This is a genomic window from Ruegeria lacuscaerulensis (genome assembly GCF_013033355.1).
Lineage (GTDB): Bacteria > Pseudomonadota > Alphaproteobacteria > Rhodobacterales > Rhodobacteraceae > Ruegeria > Ruegeria lacuscaerulensis_A.
In genome coordinates, this window is sequence record NZ_WQDY01000005.1 from 189438 (window position 1) to 211072 (window position 21635).

At 59.4% G+C, this 21635-nt stretch carries 21 protein-coding genes; 14 read left to right on the forward strand and 7 right to left on the reverse strand.

Annotation, left to right across the window (positions count from 1 at the left end; all coding sequences use genetic code 11):
- The first annotated feature begins 21 nt into the window (after positions 1–21).
- Entirely contained in the window at positions 22–930 is a 909-nt protein-coding gene (locus GOW48_RS11470) for an alpha/beta hydrolase (protein ID WP_234899447.1), read from the forward strand.
- A 6-nt stretch (positions 931–936) separates the two neighbouring features.
- Here the strand turns inward: GOW48_RS11470 and GOW48_RS11475 are convergent, their stop codons facing one another.
- The gene (locus GOW48_RS11475; protein ID WP_170753793.1) at positions 937–1809 is read right to left on the reverse strand and encodes an S-methyl-5'-thioadenosine phosphorylase; all 873 of its coding nucleotides are present in this window, start codon (positions 1807–1809) and stop codon (positions 937–939) included.
- 76 nt (positions 1810–1885) lie between these two features.
- Positions 1886–2443: a hypothetical protein gene (locus tag GOW48_RS11480; RefSeq protein ID WP_170354965.1), complete on the reverse strand. Its 558-nt coding sequence runs from the start codon at positions 2441–2443 to the stop codon at positions 1886–1888.
- 162 nt (positions 2444–2605) lie between these two features.
- Between GOW48_RS11480 and GOW48_RS11485 the strand changes: the two genes are divergently transcribed.
- Positions 2606–4240 (forward strand): SulP family inorganic anion transporter, encoded by a 1635-nt coding sequence (locus tag GOW48_RS11485; RefSeq protein ID WP_170354966.1) that lies wholly within the window; start codon positions 2606–2608, stop codon positions 4238–4240.
- 133 nt (positions 4241–4373) lie between these two features.
- On the opposite strand, the gene GOW48_RS11490 is transcribed toward GOW48_RS11485, so the two are convergent.
- Complete coding sequence (locus GOW48_RS11490; RefSeq protein WP_170753795.1) at positions 4374–4979, reverse strand: flavin reductase family protein; 606 nt, start codon at positions 4977–4979, stop codon at positions 4374–4376.
- A gap of 72 nt (positions 4980–5051) precedes the next feature.
- Here GOW48_RS11490 and GOW48_RS11495 point away from each other — a divergent pair, with 72 nt between their 5' ends.
- The 4 genes from GOW48_RS11495 (at position 5052) to GOW48_RS11510 (ending at position 7565) form a co-directional block, all read left to right on the forward strand.
- On the forward strand, positions 5052–5546 hold the full coding sequence (locus GOW48_RS11495; RefSeq protein WP_170354968.1) for a GNAT family N-acetyltransferase: 495 nt from the start codon (positions 5052–5054) through the stop codon (positions 5544–5546).
- Positions 5547–5596: 50 nt separating this feature from the next.
- Positions 5597–6340 carry an EcsC family protein gene (locus tag GOW48_RS11500; RefSeq protein WP_170753797.1) on the forward strand — a complete coding sequence of 248 codons (744 nt, stop codon included), beginning with the start codon at positions 5597–5599 and terminating at the stop codon, positions 6338–6340.
- A 127-nt stretch (positions 6341–6467) separates the two neighbouring features.
- Positions 6468–6923, forward strand: coding sequence for a DUF1178 family protein (locus tag GOW48_RS11505; RefSeq protein WP_170753799.1), 456 nt, complete (start codon positions 6468–6470; stop codon positions 6921–6923).
- 3 nt (positions 6924–6926) lie between these two features.
- A complete protein-coding gene (locus GOW48_RS11510; RefSeq protein ID WP_170753801.1) occupies positions 6927–7565 on the forward strand; it encodes an SDR family NAD(P)-dependent oxidoreductase in 639 nt (212 codons plus the stop codon).
- Here GOW48_RS11510 and GOW48_RS11515 read toward each other — a convergent pair.
- Positions 7559–7915, reverse strand: a complete 357-nt coding sequence (locus GOW48_RS11515) for a hypothetical protein (protein ID WP_170753803.1) — start codon at positions 7913–7915, stop codon at positions 7559–7561. The genes GOW48_RS11510 and GOW48_RS11515 overlap by 7 nt on opposite strands.
- A gap of 165 nt (positions 7916–8080) precedes the next feature.
- Here GOW48_RS11515 and GOW48_RS11520 point away from each other — a divergent pair, with 165 nt between their 5' ends.
- From GOW48_RS11520 to GOW48_RS11545, 6 genes are all read left to right on the forward strand, one after another.
- Complete coding sequence (locus tag GOW48_RS11520) at positions 8081–9319, forward strand: aspartate kinase (RefSeq protein WP_170753805.1); 1239 nt, start codon at positions 8081–8083, stop codon at positions 9317–9319.
- Between the two features lie 46 nt (positions 9320–9365).
- Entirely contained in the window at positions 9366–11609 is a 2244-nt protein-coding gene (ptsP, locus tag GOW48_RS11525; RefSeq protein WP_170354974.1) for a phosphoenolpyruvate--protein phosphotransferase, read from the forward strand.
- A 125-nt stretch (positions 11610–11734) separates the two neighbouring features.
- Positions 11735–13180 (forward strand): glucose-6-phosphate dehydrogenase, encoded by a 1446-nt coding sequence (gene zwf / locus GOW48_RS11530; protein ID WP_170753807.1) that lies wholly within the window; start codon positions 11735–11737, stop codon positions 13178–13180.
- A 2-nt stretch (positions 13181–13182) separates the two neighbouring features.
- A complete protein-coding gene (gene edd / locus GOW48_RS11535; protein ID WP_170753809.1) occupies positions 13183–14988 on the forward strand; it encodes a phosphogluconate dehydratase in 1806 nt (601 codons plus the stop codon).
- 3 nt (positions 14989–14991) lie between these two features.
- Entirely contained in the window at positions 14992–15624 is a 633-nt protein-coding gene (locus tag GOW48_RS11540; RefSeq protein WP_170753812.1) for a bifunctional 4-hydroxy-2-oxoglutarate aldolase/2-dehydro-3-deoxy-phosphogluconate aldolase, read from the forward strand.
- A 51-nt stretch (positions 15625–15675) separates the two neighbouring features.
- On the forward strand, positions 15676–16866 hold the full coding sequence (locus GOW48_RS11545) for a pyridoxal-phosphate-dependent aminotransferase family protein (RefSeq protein WP_170753814.1): 1191 nt from the start codon (positions 15676–15678) through the stop codon (positions 16864–16866).
- A gap of 89 nt (positions 16867–16955) precedes the next feature.
- Here the strand turns inward: GOW48_RS11545 and GOW48_RS11550 are convergent, their stop codons facing one another.
- A complete protein-coding gene (locus tag GOW48_RS11550) occupies positions 16956–18059 on the reverse strand; it encodes a pyridoxal phosphate-dependent aminotransferase (RefSeq protein ID WP_170753816.1) in 1104 nt (367 codons plus the stop codon).
- A gap of 93 nt (positions 18060–18152) precedes the next feature.
- Here GOW48_RS11550 and GOW48_RS11555 point away from each other — a divergent pair, with 93 nt between their 5' ends.
- Positions 18153–19229 (forward strand): SMP-30/gluconolactonase/LRE family protein, encoded by a 1077-nt coding sequence (locus tag GOW48_RS11555; protein ID WP_170753819.1) that lies wholly within the window; start codon positions 18153–18155, stop codon positions 19227–19229.
- A 58-nt stretch (positions 19230–19287) separates the two neighbouring features.
- Positions 19288–20070, forward strand: coding sequence for a crotonase/enoyl-CoA hydratase family protein (locus tag GOW48_RS11560; protein ID WP_170753822.1), 783 nt, complete (start codon positions 19288–19290; stop codon positions 20068–20070).
- Here GOW48_RS11560 and GOW48_RS11565 read toward each other — a convergent pair whose 3' ends face one another.
- Positions 20071–20403, reverse strand: a complete 333-nt coding sequence (locus tag GOW48_RS11565; RefSeq protein ID WP_170753824.1) for a DnaJ family domain-containing protein — start codon at positions 20401–20403, stop codon at positions 20071–20073. It lies immediately after the preceding gene.
- A 32-nt stretch (positions 20404–20435) separates the two neighbouring features.
- Positions 20436–21599: a benzoate/H(+) symporter BenE family transporter gene (locus GOW48_RS11570; protein WP_170753965.1), complete on the reverse strand. Its 1164-nt coding sequence runs from the start codon at positions 21597–21599 to the stop codon at positions 20436–20438.
- Between the last annotated feature and the right edge of the window lie 36 nt (positions 21600–21635).

Sequence of the window (21635 nt, forward strand, 5' to 3'; positions counted from 1 at the left end):
CGCCTTGAAACGTGGCACGTGATGCACGACCTCAGACGAAACCACGTGCTGCGCAAAAAGGAGTTGAAAATGGTGACCGAGACGACAGATACGAACGCGCGCACAAATTCTGCGCGGTCCGGGTTCGGGCGGCCGAAGCTGTTCCTTGTAGTGGCTTTTCTGTTGGTCGGAGTGGTCTATTCAGGCGTGCTTGGGTACATCTATTTCAACCAGCAATCATTGGTTTTCAAACCCGATGGTGAATTGCCGAAACCATCAGAAGTCGGGTTAGCGGACATGGAGGTTGTGTCTCTGCCCATGGCTGATGGCACTTTGCTCACAGCATGGTCAGCCCCTGCGGTGCGAGAAGGTGCGCCGACGGTACTGTTCTTTCATGGTCAGAGCGGGAACCTAAGCGACCGATCCGACAGGTTGCGCGAAATTCTCAACAGTGGGTTTGGCCTGTTCGCCCCAAGTTACCGTGGTTTTCCCGGCAGTGCAGGCGAACCTTCAGAGGAGGCGCTGATAGCGGATGCGATTTTGATGTATGACCGGCTAGAGGCCGATGGTGCCTCGGTCATTTTGCATGGTCAAAGCCTAGGGACAGGAATTGCAGCCGCCGTAGCGGCCGAACGCCCGAATGCCCGAATGCTGGTGCTTGAGGCTCCTTACACAGCGACAGTGGACATCGCGGCCGAGCGATATCCTTTTCTGCCTGTCTCTGCCCTGATGAAGGACCAGTTTAGAACTCGGGACCTGATTGAGAGTGTTAAAGTGCCGACTCTGATCTTCCACGGAACTCTGGATGATACCATTCCGGTTGAGCACGGTCAGGCTTTGGCCGCACTGGCAGGCGAGACCGTTCAGTTGTTCGTCATCCCGGGCGGAACGCATAACGACCTATGGTCACATGGACTGTGGGATAAGGTGCAAACAGCCCTGTCGCGGTAGGCCGGATTACAATACCCGACCAGCCACAGCATCCAGTTTAGCCAGCAGGGCCGGGTCGCGTTTTTCAGGCGCGGTCAGGATCGCATATTCCAGCGCCCGGTCACAGCCATGAGGACAAGGCGCACGGTCCGGCCCAAGCAGATCGGGCAACCCCTTGACCAGTGCGCGTCCTTTCTCGGCATTCCCGGTCAGAGTTGCAATGATTGCGGTCACGTCGACTTCGCCATGGTCTGGGTGCCAACTGTCGTAGTCGGTGACCATCGCGATCGAGGCGTAACACAGCTCGGCCTCACGGGCGAGCTTGGCCTCGGGCATGTTGGTCATTCCGATCACGTCGCAGCCCCAGTGTTCGCGGTACATTTTGGATTCCGCCAGCGTCGAGAATTGCGGTCCCTCCATCGCCAGATATGTTCCGCCCCGGTGGATGTTTATCCCTGCCGCCTTGCCAGCGGTTTCGCATGCATCCGACAGGCGGGGGCACGTCGGGTGGGCGACGCTGACGTGGGCTACACAGCCAGTACCGAAAAAGCTTTTGTCGCGGGCAAAAGTCCGGTCGATGAATTGATCCACGATCACGAAATCACCCGGCGCCATATGCTCGCGAAATGACCCGCAGGCCGAGACCGAGATGACATCGCTTACGCCCAGCCGTTTCAGCGCATCGATATTCGCGCGATATGGAACCTCGGTCGGGGAATGCACGTGGCCGCGCCCGTGGCGCGGCAGGAACGCCATCTCGACCCCGTTCAGTGATCCCGTCAGGATTTGATCTGACGGATCGCCCCATGGTGTTTCAACCGTGACCCATTCAGCGTTCTCTAGCCCGTCAATGTCGTAGATGCCTGATCCGCCGATAACCGCAATCTTGGTCTGGGTCACTTGTTCTCTCCGGGTTGTGGTGCCTGATCCGGGATTTGTGCGCCGCAGTTTTGGGTTTGACAAGGGTCAATACGAATTACTGCAGCGTCAAAAGGTTACGGGTTTGCGCCTGCTGCTGAAAATCACTCCACGCTGCATCAAATTGCTGTAATGGCCATGTCAGGTCCTGCGCCTGTCCGTGTCGGTCACGGAAAACAAAGCGATAAGCGTCTCCGTCCAACATGGCAGCGATGATCTCATCCGCGCCGCTTCCGTCGAAGGTGCAACCAAGGCCGGTCAGGCATCCAGGGCTGCGGGTGCGCCAGACAACGCCGTCGCTGCCGTCAATGCGGAAGCCGGACGGCCAGAACAAGGTGCCGGGTTCTATTCCGAATTCGACCTGAACTCCGGTCGGGGCAGGGGTAATAAAGACGTATTGTGCGCCGAATTTGGGGCGGTACGAGAAGACCTCGGCCCGGCGAATATAGCAGCGCTGCTTCAGCGCGCCGTATTCTTCACGTTCGTCGCAGATCGAGTTCCATACGCCGAACGATTCATAATGGGTCACGCGCCAATTGCTGGCCGTGTCATTGCCCCGCAGGTCCTGTGCGAACGCAGCCATCGGGGCTAGTAGGAAAAGGATCAACCATCGCATGGCCAATAAGTGCGTATCCGTGACGCCCGGTTCAACTCACGACTCTGCGATCGCTCGGTATGCGCTTTTTGCATAGCAGCCTCCCACCTGATGCGGTGGCTCCAAGGTTCGATGACGGGTAGAAAGCCCCTTTCGCGCGCGCACCAACCGACAGGACATCTTATGCCCCGAGCCATGCTGGCAAGCTTTGCCAACCGTATCGCCAAACCCGACCTGCGTTGGGTGCCGGATGAGGGGTTGACCGCCTCGCGCCTGCGGATCGAGCTTTTGTCCGGCCTGACTGTGGCCCTTGCGCTGGTGCCCGAGGCTGTGGCCTTTGCCTTTGTTGCCGGTGTGCATCCGTTGGTGGGGTTGTACGCGGCTTTCATGGTCGGTTTGATCACGGCGCTGATCGGGGGGCGTCCGGGTATGATCTCGGGCGCGACCGGGGCGCTTGCGGTGGTAATGGTGGCGCTGGTGGCAGAACATGGGGTCGAGTACCTGTTTGCGACCGTCGTTCTTATGGGAATTTTGCAGGTGATCGCAGGGGCGATGCATTGGGGGCGGTTCATCCGTCTGGTGCCTCATCCGGTGATGCTGGGCTTTGTGAACGGTCTGGCCATCGTGATCTTTCTGGCGCAGTTGGGCCAGTTCAAGGTGCCCGGCACCATGGAGAACACCGGCCACGGCATGGGCGGAGGTGAGTGGCTCTCGGGTCTGCAACTCTATACCATGCTGGGTCTGGTCGCGCTGACAATGGCGGTGATCTGGGTCATGCCGCGCATCACGCGGGTTGTTCCGGCCCCGCTGGCCGGGATTGTCGTCGTTGCCGCATTGGTAATCGGCTTTGGCCTGGACGTGCCGCGCGTCGGTGATCTGGCCTCGATCGAAGGTGGCCTGCCGCCCTTCCACATCCCGATGGTGCCGCTGACCTGGGAAACCTTTGAAATCATCCTGCCCTACGCCGTCATTCTGGCCGCCATCGGCCTGATTGAATCGCTGCTGACCCTGAATCTTGTGGGTGAGATCACAGGCAAACGCGGCGGTGCATCGCAGGAATGTATCGCGCAGGGCGTTTCCAACGTCGCGACCGGTTTCTTCGGTGGCATGGGTGGCTGTGCGATGATCGGCCAGTCGATGATCAACGTGAAATCAGGGGGGCGGACTCGCATCGCCGGGATCGCCGCTGCGCTATTCCTGCTTATCTTCATCCTTTTTGCCTCACCACTGATCGAACAGATTCCTCTGGCTGCACTCGTCGGAGTGATGTTCATGGTGGTGATCGGCACCTTCGCCTGGAATTCGTTTAACATCATGCGAAAAGTGCCTCTGATGGACGCGTTCGTCATTGTGCTGGTGACGGTTGTGACGGTGATGGAGGACCTCGCGGTCGCAGTAGTCGTTGGCGTGATCGTCTCGGCGCTGGCTTACGCATGGAACAACGCAAAACGCATCCACGCGATTACACGTGACTCGGCGACCGAGAAAGGCGCTAAGGTATATGAAATCCAGGGCCCTCTGTTCTTCGGGTCGTCCGACGGGTTTGTCGAACTCTTCGATGTCTCGAACGACCCTGAAACCGTAATTGTGGATTTCGCCGAAAGCCGCGTTGTTGATCAATCAGCACTTCAGGCCATTGAGAACATCGCCGGAAAATACGAAGCCGCAGGCAAACGGGTCATGTTGCGCCACCTGAGCCGCGATTGCCACAAACTGCTGAACAAGGCCGGCCATCTGATGGTCGATAGTGATGATGACCCGGATTATGAAATCGCGGTGGACTACTCTGTCCGCACCGGCATTCTGGGTGGCCACTGAGGCTATAGGGAGGCTCTGCCTCGCGCTCCGGGATAATTGCAGCCAGATGGGTATAGGATCCCTTACTTCATCTGGCTAAAAATACCTCGGGGGAGACGCCCGCAGGGCGGCGGGGGCAGAGCCCCTTTTGCGATCAGTCATCGGGACGGTTGAGGGAAAACAGTTCCGTGACCACGGAGTAGTCACGGTACCCTAGCCGTGCCAGTGGCTGGAATGTGGTGACGTCGAATTTACCGTCTTTCAAACAGTCGTCTCTTAAATGCACGCCAGTTACTTCTCCGAAGACAACGCGGTTTGCTTCTCCGGGCAGCTTCACGATCTGGGTCAGCTTGCATTCAAGGGCGGCAGGCGCCCCCTGAATCCTGGCGCAAGGAATGGTTTCACACTCTATTGCAGTCAAACCTGCATGGTCGAATTCATCCACGTGTTTCGGCAATCCCGCAGAACTTGCGTTCATTGCATCCCGATGCGCATGCGCCACGACATTCACACAAAAAACACCTGTGGCTTCGATGTTGGCGATACTGTCTTTGCCACCGTCCTGATCTGGTTTCGTGCCCGTCGTGGCGAACATAACCTGAGGAGGAGTATATGCGACGCCGTTAAAAAACGAATACGGGGCCAGATTGTTCACTCCATCCATGTCGCGGGACGAGATCCAGCCGATCGGGCGTGGCGTGATGATGGCGTTGAAAGGGTTATGCGGCAAACCGTGGCCGTCTTCGGGGCGATAGAACATATATACTCCAAGCGTTTGCCCAAGGCGTAACGAAGTGCTAGGGCGAATTCCAGCAAGGAAAAGAGGGCAGGGGTGCAGCAATTCGCGATCAAGCCGGAGGAACCGGACGATTGGTGGGAGGTCGAGGCTTTGTACGACCTGTGTTTCGCGCCGGGGCGCGAGGCATTGTCCTCGTACCGTTTGCGCGATGACGTGCCACCTGTTTCCGGGCTTTCATTGGTTGCACGGGATGGGCAGGGGATTTTGGCAGGTGCGATCCGGTTCTGGCCCGTGCATGTCGGGGGTCATGATGCCCTGCTTTTAGGACCCGTCGCCGTGCACCCAACACACCAGGGCGAGGGTTTGGGCGGATTCCTCATTCACGAAGGCCTGCAAGCGGGGCGCGAAAAGGGGTGGCAGCGCGTTATGCTGGTTGGTGATGCGCCTTATTACGCAAGGTTCGGGTTCTCACGTTTGGAACACATCAAGATGCCCCCGCCAACCAACCCAGATAGGGTTTTGGGCGCGGAGCTGACTGAAGCGGCATGGTTTGGAGTCACGGGTTCGGTGACCCGATGGTCGCGCTGAGCTATTGAAAATCAGACAACAAGTTCCGATGTTTCTGTCAGGAGGATTTCATGCAGGACATCGCTCTTGTAGAAAAACTGGATACAGAGGCCGAGTTGGATCGGCTTGCCGCGCATTACAAATCTGCAGGGGGTGCTGGCGTCAAACTGCTCAACAGTCTTGGCGGATCGGCTGAAACCTTGCTGGATCAGCTGCCAGACCCGGTCAGGCGGGGGCTGACAGGCGCGACTGAACAGGCACTATGGGCTGCTATGCACGCGGCAGAAGGTTCGCGCCGTGCGGTGCCGGATCAAAAGCCATGGGTAAACACAGCCGTGACCACAGTAATGGGCGCGGCAGGTGGGATAGGCGGTGTGTCGTCCGCATTGATGGAGCTGCCAGCGACCACAACAATGCTGCTTCGTGCGATACAGGGTGCCGCCGCGTATGAGGGGTTCAATCCTTCAGAGGACGGAGTGAAGTTCGATTGTGTTCGCGTTCTTTCTGCTGCCGGGCCACTTTCATACGATGACGGCGCCGATCTGGGCTTTTTCTCGGTCCGCCTGACTCTGACAGGGCCGGCCATGCAAAAGCTGATTGCTGCCGTCGCGCCGAAACTGTCAGTGGTTTTGGGGCAAAAGCTTGCGACGCAATCTATTCCTGTCCTTGGGGCGTTGGCTGGCGGCGGGACGAACTTCGTGTACAGCCGGTATTACCAACAAATCGCCCGGGTCCATTTTGGCTTGCGCCGCCTTGCCGTTGACGCCGACATTCCTCATGATCAGCTTTTACGTAAGCTCTCTGCGCGAATGTAGGATATTGGACAGCGCATTGCTTAACCGTGATGCGACAGCGGTGCCCATACGGTTACCTGCAGCCATAGAGGTATTGATATTGCGCTGATGGGCGGTATCTATTCCGCATCTGAAGTCTGGACGGATCATGATTCAATACGCGTTGAAATGCAGTAACGGTCACAGTTTTGACAGTTGGTTTCAATCGGCTGCAGCTTACGACAAGCTGGCAGCTGCAGGGATGGTGTGCTGTGCTGTTTGTGGTAACAGCGAGGTCGAAAAAGCGATTATGACGCCGCGTGTCCGGCCAGCCCGAACCATTGAGGCGCGCTCGGAACCCTCTGAACGTTCGGAAAAGTCGGTGGATATGGCGACGCCTACACCGGATGTTGAGCAGGCTCTTGCCGAACTACGTCGCAAGGTCGAAGAGAACTCGGATTATGTCGGCAAGGACTTTGCCAGTGAGGCCCGCAAAATTCACTTGGGTGATGCGCCTGAGCGGGCGATCTACGGCGAGGCCAAACCCGAAGAGGCAAAGGCCCTGATAGATGACGGCGTTCCGGTGGCGCCTTTGCCCTTTGTTCCAACGCGAAAGACCAACTGACCCATGCATATTGTGATCACCGGAGCAGGCCGTGGAATCGGACGCACTCTGGCGGATCGTTATCGGGCGCAGGGGCATAATGTGACCGGAACCGCTCGCGATGGCAGTGCCGAGATCGTTTTGGATGTCACAAAGCCTGACCAGCAGCGCGCGATGGCGTCACAGCTTAGAGATACTGCCGTCGATCTGCTGATCTGCAATGCTGGTGTCTATCTGGATAAGTCGGAAAGCATCGCGGGTTACCCGGCCGAAATGTGGGCTCAGACATTTGCATCCAATGTGACCGGAGTATTTCTGACAGTTCAAGCGCTTTTACCCAATCTGCGCAAGGCCAAGGGGAAAATCGCCATCTTGTCTTCGCAGATGGCCTCGCACACGCGGGCGCCGGGTGGCAGCTATATTTACCGCTCTTCAAAGGCGGCTGTGTTGAATTTGGGTCGCAACCTGTCAACGGAACTTCGTCATGACGGCATTGCTGTTGGAATCTATCATCCGGGTTGGGTTCAGACAGATATGGGCGGGCCCGCAGCTGAGATCACCGTAGATCAGGCCGTGGATGGCCTGATAGATCGGTTCAAAGACCTGTCTTTGGAAAATACGGGCTGCTTTGATACCTTTGACGGCCAAGCGCATGCTTACTGAGCGGTCAGGGCAACCGTCGGGATCTCATAAACTTCGCCGGGATCGACGAAGATCACCATGACATTGCCTTGCGTCTCATAGCTAAGGCGCGCGGCTGAATTTGTTGAATCCGGCACGCCATCGGTGAAATAGATGTTGCGGACCTCGCCGTTGCCCATTCCAACAGCCAAAGTTATTTGCCCATCGTCATGGCGGCGCAGCTCGGCATTGCAGCTGCGCAGCGGCTCTCCGGCATTTGTTGCGCAAGGGACAGTTCCCAAAGCATTTTTCCCGTCTGTTCCTGCCAGTGTTGAAACCTGGGCCAGCGCTGGTGTGGACAAAAGAGCAAAGACAAGAGCAAGACGGGGCATGTTGGATTTCCTGAAATAACGGACGAGAGCAAGCTGACACCGCTAGGAGCGGTTGTAAAGCGACCGTACGACGCGACCGAACAGGTTTTGAACACTTGCCCTTGCGGCCCCCCTGACTTAAGACGCACGGGATCTGAATTCCAAGGCGCGGAGACGACTGCCCCCATGCCCGTACTCGTGATGAAATTCGGCGGCACATCCGTCGCCAACCTGGACCGTATCCGCCGCGCGGCCAAGCGTATCGGCGTTGAAGTGGCAAAGGGCTATGACGTCATTGTCATCGTCTCGGCTATGTCCGGCAAAACCAACGAGCTGGTGGGCTGGGTGAACGAGACCTCTCCGTTGTTCGATGCGCGGGAATATGATGCTGTTGTGTCCTCGGGCGAGAATGTGACCGCTGGTCTGATGGCGTTGACGCTGCAAGAGATGGATATCCCTGCGCGCAGTTGGCAGGGCTGGCAGGTGCCGCTGATGACCACCAGCGCCCACAGCCAGGCCCGGATCGAGGAAATCCCGACTGAGAACCTGAACCAGAAATTCGGCGAAGGCATGCGGGTCGCCGTGGTCGCCGGGTTCCAGGGCATCAGCCCCGAGGGTCGTATCACCACGCTAGGCCGCGGTGGTTCGGACACGACGGCGGTGGCCTTTGCCGCAGCTTTTGGTGCCGAGCGGTGCGACATCTATACCGATGTGGACGGCGTCTATACCACCGACCCGCGCATCTGTGAAAAGGCGCGAAAGCTGGATCGTATTTCGTTCGAGGAAATGCTCGAACTTGCCTCGCTGGGGGCCAAGGTTCTGCAGACCCGCTCGGTCGAGCTGGCGATGCGCTACAAGGTGAAACTGCGCGTTCTTTCAAGTTTCGAAGAACAATCCGACGAGGCCGGTACGCTGGTCGTCGATGAGGAGGATATCATGGAATCCAATGTTGTGGCCGGTGTGGCCTATTCCCGCGACGAAGCCAAAATGACCGTCGTATCCGTGGCCGACCGCCCCGGCATCGCCTCGATCATCTTCACCGCGCTTAGCGATGAAGGCGTGAACGTGGACATGATCGTGCAGAATATCTCGGATGAGGGGCGCACGGATATGACCTTTTCCTGCCCCACCGATCAAGTGGCGCGCGCCGAAAAAGCCCTGTTGGCGATCAAGGATGCTGGTGAGCTGAACTACGCCGAATTGGTCGCTGACGAAGACGTCTGCAAGGTTTCGGTGGTTGGTATCGGCATGCGGTCGCAATCGGGTGTTGCAGCCAAGATGTTCAAAATTCTCTCGGATGAGGGGATCAACATTAAGGTCATCACAACTTCCGAGATCAAAATTTCCGTGCTTGTAGACAGGAAATACATGGAACTTGCGGTTCAGGCACTGCATGATGCCTTTGAACTGGACAAGGCGGCCTGAGCGTTTCAGCCAAGGGTCTTGCCTGACGCACTAATTTGGGTGGGCCATGGCGGACGGTACCGAAACAGAATCTCGTAAGCTGCTGGGGCGGCTGCGCGAAGAGATGGCGAGCGAGGCCGCCGGTCAGGAACGTCTTGACCGGATCACCAGTCTGATTGCGGATAGCATCAGGGCCGAGGTGTGCTCGATTTACCTGTTCCGCGATGAAGATACGCTTGAACTGTGCGCGACCGAGGGGTTGGCACCCGAAGCCGTTCACCAGACCCGGATGCGCATGGGCGAGGGGCTGGTTGGGCGGGTCGCCAAATCCGGCCAGATCGTCAATACGGCGGATGCACCTTCAGCCAAGGGCTTTCGGTATATGCCCGAGACGGGCGAGGAGCGGTTTTCGTCTTTCCTTGGTGTCCCGATTCAGCGCCTGGGCGAAAAGCTGGGCGTTTTGGTGGTTCAGTCGCGGGACGCGCGGGAATACTCAGCCGATGAGGTCTACGCGCTGGAAGTGGTGGCCATGGTTCTGGCCGAAATGGCCGAGCTTGGCGCCTTTGTGGGCGAAGGCGCGGCCTTGTCGCCCCGTCATCAGCAATCTGTACAGTTGACCGGAGGGCCGGCGCAGGAAGGATCTGCCGAGGGTCATGTCTGGTTGCATGAGCCTCGTGTCGTTGTCACCAACCCGATCGCCGAAGATCCACACCGCGAACGTGAACGCCTGATCGAAGCGGTGGATGAATTGCGGGTGGGCGTCGATAAGATGCTCGAGATTTCCAAGGATGGCGATACCGAGCAGTTGCAGGTTTTGGAAGCCTATCGGATGTTTGCCAATTCCAAAGGCTGGATGCGCCGGATGGAGGAAGACATCGCGCGTGGCCTCAGCGCCGAGGCCGCCGTGGAGAAAGAGCAGTCTCAGGCCCGCGCTCGCATGGGCCAAGTGACAGACCCTTATTTGCGCGAACGGCTGGCGGATCTGGATGACCTGTCGAACCGTCTGCTGCGTATTCTGACGGGGCAGGGCAATACCAATGGCGCAGATCTGCCCCCTGATCCTATCCTGATTGCGCGCAATATCGGCCCCGGCGATCTGTTGGAATATGGCCGGTCACTGAAGGGCATCGTGCTTGAGGAAGGCTCGGTCGGTAGTCACGCCACCATCGTCGCCCGCGCGCTGGCGATTCCGCTTGTGGTGCATGTGGGCCGCATCACGACCGAGGCGCTGAATGGGGATCATATCCTGGTCGACGGCGACAACGGCACCGTGCATCTGCGCCCCGAAGATACGGTGGTCTCGGCCTTCCGCGATAAGATCGCGATGCAGGCGAAGGCGCAGGAACGCTATGCCTCGATCCGCGAAACCCCGTGCGTAACCCGCGATGGTGAGCGGATCAATCTGGTGATGAACGCGGGACTGATGGCCGATTTGCCGTCGTTGAACAATTCCGGGGCCGAGGGTGTGGGCCTGTTCCGGACCGAGCTGCAATTCCTGATCCGCACGCAGATGCCCAAACGATCCGAATTAGTTACGCAATATCAGCGCGTACTGGATGCGGCGGGCGAAAAGCGGGTCGTGTTCCGAACGTTGGATATCGGTTCGGACAAGGTGTTGCCCTACATGAAACACGTGGCCGAGCCCAATCCTGCGCTGGGTTGGCGCGCGATCCGAGTGGGGTTGGACAAGCGCGGCGTGATGCGCATGCAGTTGCAAGCGCTGCTGCGCGCCGCCAATGGCCGCCCGTTGTCGATCATGTTCCCCTTCGTTGCACAGGCGGATGAGTTCCGCGAAGCCCGTTGGGAGGTCAACAAAACCATCGAACGGGAAAAGCGCCTGGGTCACGTCCTGCCGGAAAAGATCGAAGTAGGGGCGATGCTGGAAACGCCTTCGTTGGCTTTTGCGCCGCAGAAATTTTTTGACGAGGTGGACTTCGTCTCGATCGGTGGCAACGACCTGAAACAGTTCTTCTTCGCCGCTGACCGCGAAAACGAGCTGGTGCGCCGCCGCTATGATACTCTGAACGTCAGTTTCCTCAGCTTCATCGAGCGTATCGTCGAGCGCTGCAATATCTCGAACACGCCACTTTCGTTTTGCGGTGAGGATGCTGGTCGCCCGGTCGAGGCTTTGTGCCTGGCCGCTATGGGCATCAGGTCACTGTCGATGCGCCCGGCCTCGATTGGTCCAGTCAAAAGCGTGTTGTTGCGCGCCGATCTGCAATCGCTGCGCAAGATTATCGCGGATGCCCGGCACCGTGGTGAACAATCCGTGCGACCAGCAGTGATGGAATGGCTACGTAATCAGGGGTGATCGCAGCGCCGCAGGGGGCATAATTCAAATCTGGTGTTGATTTTAACGCCGGTTTTGACTAGTTCCACGGTAAATGTTAGCGATAACATGTCTGGCGATGCCATTGAATCTGAAGGAGCCCGTCGATGGTTTCACGCGTTATTCCCGTTAACCCCTTTGATCTGGTGCTTTTTGGCGCGACCGGGGATTTGGCGCAGCGCAAGATTCTGCCCGGACTTTATCATCGATTCGAGGTTGGCCAGATGCCGCCTGATGCACGGGTGATTGGTACAGCGCGGTCTGACATGGACAGTGACGGGTTCCGCGAGCAGCTTCGAGCGTCGATGCAGAAATTCGCACCCGGGTTCAAAAAGGATGTCCTGGATCGATTTTTGGCACAGGTCGAATATGTGCCGGTGGACGCTTTGGGTGATGCGGGGTGGTCGGATCTGGCCAAGACCTTGCGCCCCGATGTGGTGCGCGCGTTCTACCTGTCCGTCGGGCCCAGCTTGTTTTCCGGGATTGCACAACGCTTGAACGATCACGGACTTGCGACGCCGGACAGCCGTATCGTGGTCGAGAAGCCGTTTGGGCATGATTTGGCCTCGGCCAAGGCGCTGAACGAAGGGTTGCGGGCTTGCTTTGAAGAGCATCAGATTTATCGGATCGATCACTATCTGGGCAAGGAAACCGTGCAGAACCTGATGGCTTTGCGTTTCGCCAATTCCCTTTTCGAGCCGCTGTGGAATGCCACCCATGTCGACCACGTCCAGATCACCGTGGCCGAAACCGTGGGGGTCGAGGGGCGGGGGGCCTACTACGATCAGTCTGGTGCAATGCGGGACATGGTCCAGAACCATCTGGTTCAGTTGTTGTGTCTGACCGCGATGGAGCCACCCTCGAAATTCGCGCCCAACGCGGTGCGCGACGAGAAGGTCAAGGTGATCGAGGCGCTGGAACCGGTCGAGCCTAAAGACATCGCCCGCGGTCAGTACCGCGCCTCGGATGGTAAAAACGGCTATGTCGATCATGTGGGCGATCCGGCCAGCCGAACCGAAAGCTATATCGCGTTGAAGGTTCATATCGGCAACTGGCGCTGGGCCGGCGTGCCGTTTTACCTGCGCACGGGCAAACGCCTGCGCGCGCGCGAGTCCGAGATTGCGGTGTTCTTTCGCGACCCGCCGCATACGATTTTCCCGAATGTTGGCCCTCTGCACGGCAACGTGCTGGTGATCCGTCTGCAACCGGACGAAGGCATCACCCTGCGCACCACGATCAAAGACCCGGGTCCGGGTGGGTTCCGTTTGTCCGACGTGGCGCTGGACATGAGCTTTGCCGAGGCGCTGGGCGCGGATGCACGGGCGCAGGACGCCTATGAACGGCTTGTCATGGACGTCATTCGCGGCGACCAGACCCTGTTTATGCGTGGGGACGAGGCCGAGGCCGCCTGGGCTTGGGTTGATCCCATTATTCAGGGTTGGGAGGACCGCGGCGACCGGCCTGCACGGTATGATCAGGGCAGTTCCGGACCCGAAGAAGCCTTGATGCTAATGCATCGCGACGGGCGCCGTTGGCGTCAGATCGGAGGATAAACATGGTTCATTCTGTAATCACCGACGTCACTCAACGTATCATTGACCGCAGCGCCGATCTGCGCGGCCCTCACTTGGAACGGATGGAACAGGCCAAGTCCAAAGGCCCGGCCCGCGCGCACCTGTCCTGTAGCGGTCAGGCCCACGCCTATGCGGGCGCGGGCGAAGACCAACAATCAATGGCCACCGGAACAGCGGGCAATCTAGGGATCGTCACCGCTTACAATGACATGCTCTCGGCGCACCAGCCGTTCGAGCGTTACCCGGCCCTGATCCGCGATGCGATCCGCGCAGCGGGTGGTACGGCGCAGGTCGCGGGCGGCGTTCCCGCCATGTGCGATGGCGTCACGCAGGGCGAGGCGGGGATGGAACTGTCGCTGTTCTCGCGCGATGTGATCGCGCTGGCCACCGGCGTGGCGCTCAGCCACAACACCTATGACGCTGCCGTTTTCCTCGGCGTCTGCGACAAGATTGTCCCCGGCCTGATCATCGGGGCGCAGGCATTTGGCCATCTACCCGCTGTCTTCCTACCCGCCGGTCCCATGACCAGCGGTCTGCCGAATGATGAAAAGGCCAAGGTCCGCCAACAATTCGCGACCGGAGAAGTCGGCCGCGATGAGCTGATGAAGGCCGAAATGGCCGCCTATCACGGCCCCGGCACCTGCACCTTTTATGGCACCGCCAACACAAATCAGATGCTGATGGAGTTCATGGGACTGCACCTGCCGGGCTCTAGCTTCGTCAATCCCAACACTCCCTTGAGAGATGCCCTGACCGAGGAAGGCGCCCGCCGCGCCCTGTCTCTCAGCGCGCTGGGCAATCACTATACGCCCGTGTGCCAGATCCTCGACGAACGCGCTTTTGTGAACGGGATTGTCGGCCTGATGGCCACAGGGGGTTCCACCAACCTGCTGATCCACCTGATCGCCATGGCCCGCGCGGGCGGGATCGTGCTGGACTGGCAGGATTTCTCTGACATTTCCGCTGTGGTGCCTTTGGTCGCGCGGGTCTATCCCAACGGTTTAGCTGATGTGAACCATTTCCACGCCGCAGGCGGGCTTGGCTATTGCATCGGCACTTTGTTGGAGGACGGCCTGCTGCACCCCGATACGCTGACGGTCGCAGGGCAGGGGCTGCACAATTACACCAAAGACCCCAAGCTGAAAGATGGCGAGTTGGTCTGGGAAGAAGGCGCGGGCCAAAGTCTGAACGAAAAAATTCTCCGTCCGGCCAGCGACCCGTTCCAACCCACCGGTGGCCTGTCACGCCTGACGGGCAATCTGGGAACGGGCGTCATGAAAGTCTCGGCCGTTGCCCCCGAACATCAGGTGGTCGAGGCACCGGTCCGCGTGTTCCACGACCAAGACGCGGTCAAAGCCGCGTTCAAGGCGGGAGAGTTCACTGGCGATGTCATTGTAGTCGTCCGCTTTCAAGGGCCAAAGGCCAACGGAATGCCTGAACTGCACTCGCTGACGCCCATGTTGTCGATCCTGCAGGGCAGGGGCCACAAGGTCGCGCTGGTCACCGATGGCCGCATGTCGGGCGCATCCGGCAAAGTCCCGGCTGCGATCCATGTGGTTCCCGAAGCGCTGGACGGTGGTCCCATTGCCTGCCTGCAAGACGGCGATATCCTGCGCGTTGATGCGGTAAAAGGCGATTTGGAAATCCTGACGCCCGGCGTGTTGGACCGCCCGCCCGCCACCGCCGACCTCAGCGCCAATCAGCACGGCGTCGGGCGCGACCTGTTCGGAGCCTTCCGCCAGAATGTCGGGTCCGCTGACACTGGCGCCAGCATTTTCGGAGTGTAAAACATGTCCAAAACCCAACGCACCCGCGAGATTTGCGCACTGGCCCCGATCGTGCCGGTTCTGGTCGTCGATGACGCTGCTCAAGCACGGCCTCTGGCCGAGGCGCTTGTCGCAGGCGGCCTCCCCGCGCTTGAGGTCACGCTGCGCACCCCCTCGGCGCTCAGTGCGATCCGCGCCATGGCGCAGGTGCCGGGCGGTGTGGTCGGCGCAGGCACGCTGATCACCCCCGAAGACGTCCGCGCCGCGAAAGAGGCAGGTGCTCAATTCGGTGTCTCACCGGGCGCAACCGATGCCTTGATCGCAGCGTGTGAGGCCGAGGGCTTGCCGTTACTCCCCGGTGCTGCCACTGCGTCCGAGGCGATGCGTCTGCTGGAACAGGGCTACGACATGCTTAAATTCTTCCCGGCCGAAGCGTCCGGGGGCGCCCCGGCGCTTAAGGCTATTGGCGCGCCCCTTCCGCAAATCACATTCTGCCCGACAGGTGGCGTGTCTCCGTCAAATGCACGCGATTACCTGTCCTTGTCGAATGTTGCCTGCGCAGGCGGTAGCTGGGTCGCGCCCAAACAAATGGTCATGGATGGCGACTGGACCGGCATCGAAAAACTTGCACGTGAGGCGTCGCAGCTGATGGATTGACGCCGCGCCGGACGTCACTAAATTGGGCGTCAATTCAGACAGGTTGACCCCATGACAAATCACATCTCTCTCGCGCAGGGGCGCGAGTATCTGGCCATTCCTGGCCCCTCAGTAATGCCCGACGCAGTGTTGCAAGCGATGCATCGGCCTTCGCCCAATATCTACGAAGGCGAACTGATCGAGATGATGCCCGCCCTGACCGCCGACCTAAAACGTGTGGCCCGAACCGACCACCATGTGGCGATTTACATCGCCAACGGTCACGGCACGTGGGAGGCAGCCTTGTCCAACGTGATCGCCCCCGGCGAAACGGTGCTGGCCCCTGCGTCGGGTCGGTTCACCTATGGCTGGGCAGAAATGGCCGAAGGGATCGGGGCCACGGCGCAGGTAATCAATTTCGGTACATCCTCGGGGTGGGACTTCGACCTGATTGCCGAGGCCCTCCGCGCCGACAAAGCGCAAGAGATCAAGGCCGTACTGGCGGTGCATGTGGATACGTCGAGCTCGATCCGCAATGATATTCCGGCTCTGCGGGCCCTTTTGGATGACCTGAACCACCCGGCGCTGCTGATGGCAGATTGCATCGCCTCGCTGGGCTGCGACCGGTTCGAGATGGACGCCTGGGGCGTCGATGTCATGGTCACCGCCTGCCAGAAAGGGCTGATGACCCCGGCTGGCATCGGTTTTGTCTATTTCAATGAAAAAGCCGCTGCCAAACGCGCCACAATGCCCCGCGTTTCACAATATTGGGACTGGATACCCCGCACACAGCCCGAACTGTTCTACCAGTATTTCAATGGCACCGCGCCGACGCATCACTTGTATGGGCTGAGGGCTGCGCTCGACCTGATCCACGCCGAAGGGATCGAACATGTCTGGACTCGCCACGAACGTCTCGCCACAGCTATTTGGGCGGCCTGCGAGACATGGGCCGATGGTGGAGCCCTCCACCTCAACGTCGCCGACCGTACCGACCGCAGCCATGCCGTCACGGCGCTGCGCCTGACCGACGGGCAGGGAACCCCGTTACGCCGCTTCACCGAAACCCAACTTGGCCTCACCCTCGGAATCGGGTTGGGGATGGAGGATTGGGACGGCTGTTTCCGCCTTGGCCATATGGGTCACGTAAATGGCCAAATGGTGATGGCAATGCTTGGCGGGATGGAAACGGCCATGGCAGCCCTCAACATACCTCGCGGCACAGGCGCGCTGGAGGCCGCTGCCGCGATCTTGGCCGCGTGAACAGAGGGTCCGCTCTTCATCTGGCCAAAAATATCTTCGGGGGGAATCGCGCATCGGCGCGATGGGGGGGCGGACAGCCCCCTATGCGATCAGCCGCCTCGCGCTACGGCCAATGCTTCTGGCAGCGCGGCTGCAAACAAATCCAGATCAGAAACCGCGCCACAGCTGACCCGAATGCAACGGTTCTGGGGCGCCACAAAAGGCATCCGAACAAAAATACCCCGAGCGACCAGTGCCTCCAGCACAGCCTTGGCAAAAGCCCCATCCCGGCCACAATCGATTGCCACGAAATTCGTGGCCGAGGGCAAGGCTTCCAACCCATTTTCCCGCGCGATCTGTCCAATCCGATCGCGCGCGTCGGTGATCTTCGCCTGAACTTGCTCCAACCATTCGGCATCCTGCAGTGCCGCCAGCGCACCGGCTTGCGCCGCGCGATTCATCCCGAAATGATTGCGAACCTTGTTGAACGCTGAAATTAAACCGGGCGCAGCAATCGCATATCCCACCCGTGCACCAGCCATGCCATAGACTTTGGAAAACGTGCGCATTCGGATCACCCTTGGATCACCGGCATTAATCGGCGCAGCAGTACCTTCTGGCGCGCATTCTACGTAGGCTTCATCCAGCACCAGTAAACATCCTGTGGGCAGTTTCTCCATTGCAGAAACGATGTCTGCACCCATGTGCCAACTGCCCATCGGGTTGTCTGGATTGGCCAAATAAACCAACTTGGCTTCAACCTTTGCCGCCTTTGTAAACAACGCGTCAAGGTCTTCATGGTCACCACGATAGGGTACCTTGTGAAGGATCCCTCCGAACCCGGCCACGTGGTAGTTAAAAGTCGGGTAGGCCCCGTCCGAAGTCACCACTGCATCGCGGTGACCAACGAACAAGCGCACAAGATATCCAAGAAGACCGTCAATTCCTTCCCCCACGACGATATTCTCAGGCGCGACGCCGTGATGGTCGGCCAAGGCGTTACGCAGATCATAGTTCTCGGGATCGCCATACATCCAGATGCCAGTGTCGGCCATCGCTTCGATTGCCCGTGGTGAGGGGCCGAAAACGCTTTCATTCGCACCCAATCGGGCCACAAATGGTGCGCCCTGCTGCCGCTCCTGCGTTTCGGGGCCGACGAACGGCACTGTGGCAGGCAAAGACAGGGCAAGAGGAGTGTATCGAGGTTGGGTCATGTGGGCAGATAAACGCAAGGTCACCCTTCAGGCAAGCTTGTGTTCCAAGCTGTCGCCGCGCAGTCTGCTTGCAAGGCAGCGGGAGGAACATTCATGCGCATCGTATACGGCCTGATTCTGATCGGGCTTGCCTATCTGGTATTCTGGCCGGTTGATGTTGATCCCGTTGCATGGGAGCCCCCAAAAGCCCCGGAATTTTCCGGCGAATTCGTGGAAAATAACGCGCTGGACAAGCTGGAGCTGATCCGCCTGCCCGAAGATGCAGAGGGCCCTGAAGACCTTGCAATCACGGGAGATGGCGCGATCTACACGACTGCGTTGTCCGGTGCGCTGTACCGCATTGATGGAAACACGCCTGAAAAAGTGGATGATCTTGGCGGTCGCCCGCTGGGGCTGAAGGCCGGACCGGATGGGGTGCTTTACATTGCCGACAGTTTCCGTGGCCTGATGCGCTGGACCGGCCCCGGTACGCTGGAAACGCTGGTTTCCGAGATTGCGGGTGCGCCGGTGGTTTATGCCAATCAGCTGGATGTGGCGCAGGACGGCACGGTCTATTTCTCGAATTCTTCCGATCGGTTCGACCCCGAGACAATGGGCGGCACCAAGCCAACCTCGGTACTGACCATCTGGGAGCAGTCGGATACAGGCTATGTGGCCCGACGCAATCCTGACGGCAGCACCGAGAAAGTGGCTGAGGGGTTTGTCTATACCAACGGGGTCGCCCTCTCCCCGGACGAAGACTTTCTGCTGATCGCCGAAACCGGTCGCGCGCGCGTCCACAAGCTGTGGCTACAGGGTCCGAAATCCGGCCAGCGCGAGGTTCTGTTGGATAACCTGCCGGGCTATCCGGACAATATCGAGGCGCAGGGCGACGGGACCTACTGGATGGCGTTCGCCAGTCCGCGCGTGCCAACCGAGGCGCTTATGCCCTATCCATTTCTGCGCAAGGTGATCTGGCGACTTGGGCCAATGGTAAGGCCGGCACCGATTCACAGGGGAATGCTGATTCAGTTCGACGGTGAAGGAAACATTCTTCAGAACCTACAAGATCCGGGGGGGCGGCTGGGTATCACGACCGGTGGCCGGGTTGTGGGGGAGGATTTTTATGTCATGACGCTGGATTCGCCGTGGTTCGGTCGGATGTCTGCATCAGACCTGCCCCCACGTTGATCTGGAACTTGACGATCCTTCGGGGCATTGTTGTGCAAACCTGAATTGAGAGGCCCGCATGTCACGCGTATCCGTCGAATACAAAGATCATATCGCCCACGTTACGCTGACACGCGGCGACAAGATGAACGCGTTGGATGATGCGATGATCAAAGCCATCCTGAACGCGGGTCAGGAAGTGGCCGCCTCGGACGCGAGGGCGGTAGTCCTGTCGGGTGAAGGCAAAAGCTTTTGCGCCGGGTTGGACATGGCAAGTTTTGCCAAGATGGCGCATATGGATCCGTCGGAATGGTTGATGACACGCAGCCATGAAGACGCGAATGAGATGCAGGAACTCGCTTTGATCTGGCGGCGCTTACCTATGCCGGTGATCTGTGCGGTCCAGGGCGTGGCCTATGGTGGTGGTTTGCAGATCGCGCTAGGCGCAGATATCCGGATTGCCCATCCCGACACCAAACTGGCGGTGATGGAGATGAAATGGGGCATTATTCCCGACATGGGGGGGATGGTGTTGCTGCCCAAACTGGTGCGTACGGATGTGCTGCGCCTGCTGACCTATACTGCGCGACCCATCAGCGCGGCGCAGGCGGAGGAATGGGGACTGGTAACCAAGCTTTCAGATGACCCGCTGACCGAAGCGATTGCGCTGGCTGAAAACATCGCCGGGCAAAGCCCCTCAGCCGTGCGCGCCGCAAAGCGCCTGATCGACTTGGCCGAAACTCAACCACGTGCCGAGGTGCTTTTGGCCGAATCCTCAGAACAGGTGGAGTTGATCGGCAAGCCCGAGCAGATGGAGGTCATCGCAGCCCGGATGCAAGGCCGCAAGCCGGTCTTCAAGTGATCACCGCATGAAGGTGCGTCGCGCATCGCGGGCCATGTTATAGCGCATTTCCAGATCTGCGATGCGCGCCATCGCCCGCTTGCGGGCCTTCGGATCGGTCAGCTTGGCATAGTCCTTGCGGGCGGTATCGAGGTCTTTCTTGATCGCAAATTCCTGGGGCAGAACACCCGCCTGTGCCATAATCCTGCGACCAGCTGCGATGGCTGGATCGCACTGCGCATCGGACGAACGATCAGGCAGAGGTTTGCCTTCCCCCTCAAGGCCCTGCAATTGCCCTTCGGCTTGCGCCTTCCTGATCTGGCGTTCAATGAGTTTTCCAAACGATCCAAACATGGGCTGATAATAGGTCAGAGTAAGGCAAAGCGCTAGCGGATGCGGTTCGACACCAGATAGGCGAGCCCCCCGGCCAGCAAGCCCCAAACCGCTGCCCCCAGACCAAAGACCGAGATACCCGAGGCCGTGATCGCAAATGTCAGAATAGCGGCCTCGCGCTCGGTCGGAACCTCCAGTGCGGCGGCGGTGGCGTTGGCCAGCACTCCGATCAGCGCAATGCCGGTCAGGGTGCCCATCAGCAGCGGATCAGCGTGTAAGGCAAAGCCGGTTATGGCCACAGCGAACACGCCGAAGATGCAATAGAACACGCCCGCCATCACTGCCGACCAATAGCGTTGGGTAGGATCGGGGTGACTATCCTCGTTCGAACACATTGCAGCGGTGATCGCAGCCAGACAAGTGGCCGGAGCGCCAAACGGTGCAGACAGGATGCTGGACGCGCCAACGGACGAAAAAAACCGACCCGATGCGGGGTCATAGCCAAAGCTGCGCATCACCGCGATGCCGGGGATGTTCTGGGTGGCCATAGTGACGATGAAAAGCGGGATGCCGATTCCGATGACCGAGGCCAGCGAGACTGTGGGCATCGTCCACACCGGGGCCGACACCCATTGCGCTGGCGCTACCGATGCCTCACCCGCGTTCAGGATGACCATGATCGCTGCGGCCACCACAGCTGCCGGCACGGCAAACAGGCGGTTGATCCGACCGGCGATGAACCATGTCAGGATCACGGGCAGCGCCTGCCAGGGCAACTCGACAGCGGCTTTGAATGGGACGATACACAACGGCAGCAACACGCCGCCCAGCATCGCCTGCGCCAGTGTTGTGGGGATCGCGGCGGCGAACCGGCCCAAGGGTCTCCAAAGCCCTGCTAGTACCGTCAACGCGCCTGCACACAGGAAGGCCCCCGTGGCCTCGGCAAATCCGGCGGCGGGCATGGCGGATACGGCCAGCAGCGCAGCGCCCGGCGTGGACCAGGCTACGCTGATCGGCTGCCGGTACCACAGGCTTAACCCGATTGCCGTCAGCCCCATCGCAATCGCCGCCATCATCAAACCGGACGCGGATTGCGCCGCCGATGCCCCCATCGCGGCCAGCCCTTGCAGCACGATTGGGAAGGAACTGAAAAAGCCGACAATCGCGACGACCAACCCGGTCGAGACGGTCTGGAGCGGAGGGGCTGCGCGTGTCATCTGGGCCTCGGGCGTTGTCATGTGCCAGAGCTAACA

Excerpts from the sequence above, each read along its gene's own strand:
- ptsP (WP_170354974.1), top strand. The coding sequence starts at position 9,366 with ATGGCGGACGGTACCGAAACAGAATCTCGTAAGCTGCTGGGGCGGCTG.
- GOW48_RS11545 (WP_170753814.1), top strand. The coding sequence starts at position 15,676 with ATGACAAATCACATCTCTCTCGCGCAGGGGCGCGAGTATCTGGCCATT.
- GOW48_RS11500 (WP_170753797.1), top strand. The coding sequence starts at position 5,597 with ATGCAGGACATCGCTCTTGTAGAAAAACTGGATACAGAGGCCGAGTTG.
- GOW48_RS11540 (WP_170753812.1), top strand. The coding sequence starts at position 14,992 with ATGTCCAAAACCCAACGCACCCGCGAGATTTGCGCACTGGCCCCGATC.
- GOW48_RS11570 (WP_170753965.1), bottom strand. The coding sequence starts at position 21,599 with ATGACACGCGCAGCCCCTCCGCTCCAGACCGTCTCGACCGGGTTGGTC.
- GOW48_RS11555 (WP_170753819.1), top strand. The coding sequence starts at position 18,153 with ATGCGCATCGTATACGGCCTGATTCTGATCGGGCTTGCCTATCTGGTA.
- GOW48_RS11560 (WP_170753822.1), top strand. The coding sequence starts at position 19,288 with ATGTCACGCGTATCCGTCGAATACAAAGATCATATCGCCCACGTTACG.
- GOW48_RS11485 (WP_170354966.1), top strand. The coding sequence starts at position 2,606 with ATGCCCCGAGCCATGCTGGCAAGCTTTGCCAACCGTATCGCCAAACCC.
- zwf (WP_170753807.1), top strand. The coding sequence starts at position 11,735 with ATGGTTTCACGCGTTATTCCCGTTAACCCCTTTGATCTGGTGCTTTTT.
- GOW48_RS11550 (WP_170753816.1), bottom strand. The coding sequence starts at position 18,059 with ATGACCCAACCTCGATACACTCCTCTTGCCCTGTCTTTGCCTGCCACA.
- GOW48_RS11480 (WP_170354965.1), bottom strand. The coding sequence starts at position 2,443 with ATGCGATGGTTGATCCTTTTCCTACTAGCCCCGATGGCTGCGTTCGCA.
- GOW48_RS11510 (WP_170753801.1), top strand. The coding sequence starts at position 6,927 with ATGCATATTGTGATCACCGGAGCAGGCCGTGGAATCGGACGCACTCTG.
- GOW48_RS11520 (WP_170753805.1), top strand. The coding sequence starts at position 8,081 with ATGCCCGTACTCGTGATGAAATTCGGCGGCACATCCGTCGCCAACCTG.
- GOW48_RS11505 (WP_170753799.1), top strand. The coding sequence starts at position 6,468 with ATGATTCAATACGCGTTGAAATGCAGTAACGGTCACAGTTTTGACAGT.
- GOW48_RS11515 (WP_170753803.1), bottom strand. The coding sequence starts at position 7,915 with ATGCCCCGTCTTGCTCTTGTCTTTGCTCTTTTGTCCACACCAGCGCTG.
- GOW48_RS11490 (WP_170753795.1), bottom strand. The coding sequence starts at position 4,979 with ATGTTCTATCGCCCCGAAGACGGCCACGGTTTGCCGCATAACCCTTTC.
- GOW48_RS11470 (WP_234899447.1), top strand. The coding sequence starts at position 22 with ATGCACGACCTCAGACGAAACCACGTGCTGCGCAAAAAGGAGTTGAAA.
- edd (WP_170753809.1), top strand. The coding sequence starts at position 13,183 with ATGGTTCATTCTGTAATCACCGACGTCACTCAACGTATCATTGACCGC.
- GOW48_RS11565 (WP_170753824.1), bottom strand. The coding sequence starts at position 20,403 with ATGTTTGGATCGTTTGGAAAACTCATTGAACGCCAGATCAGGAAGGCG.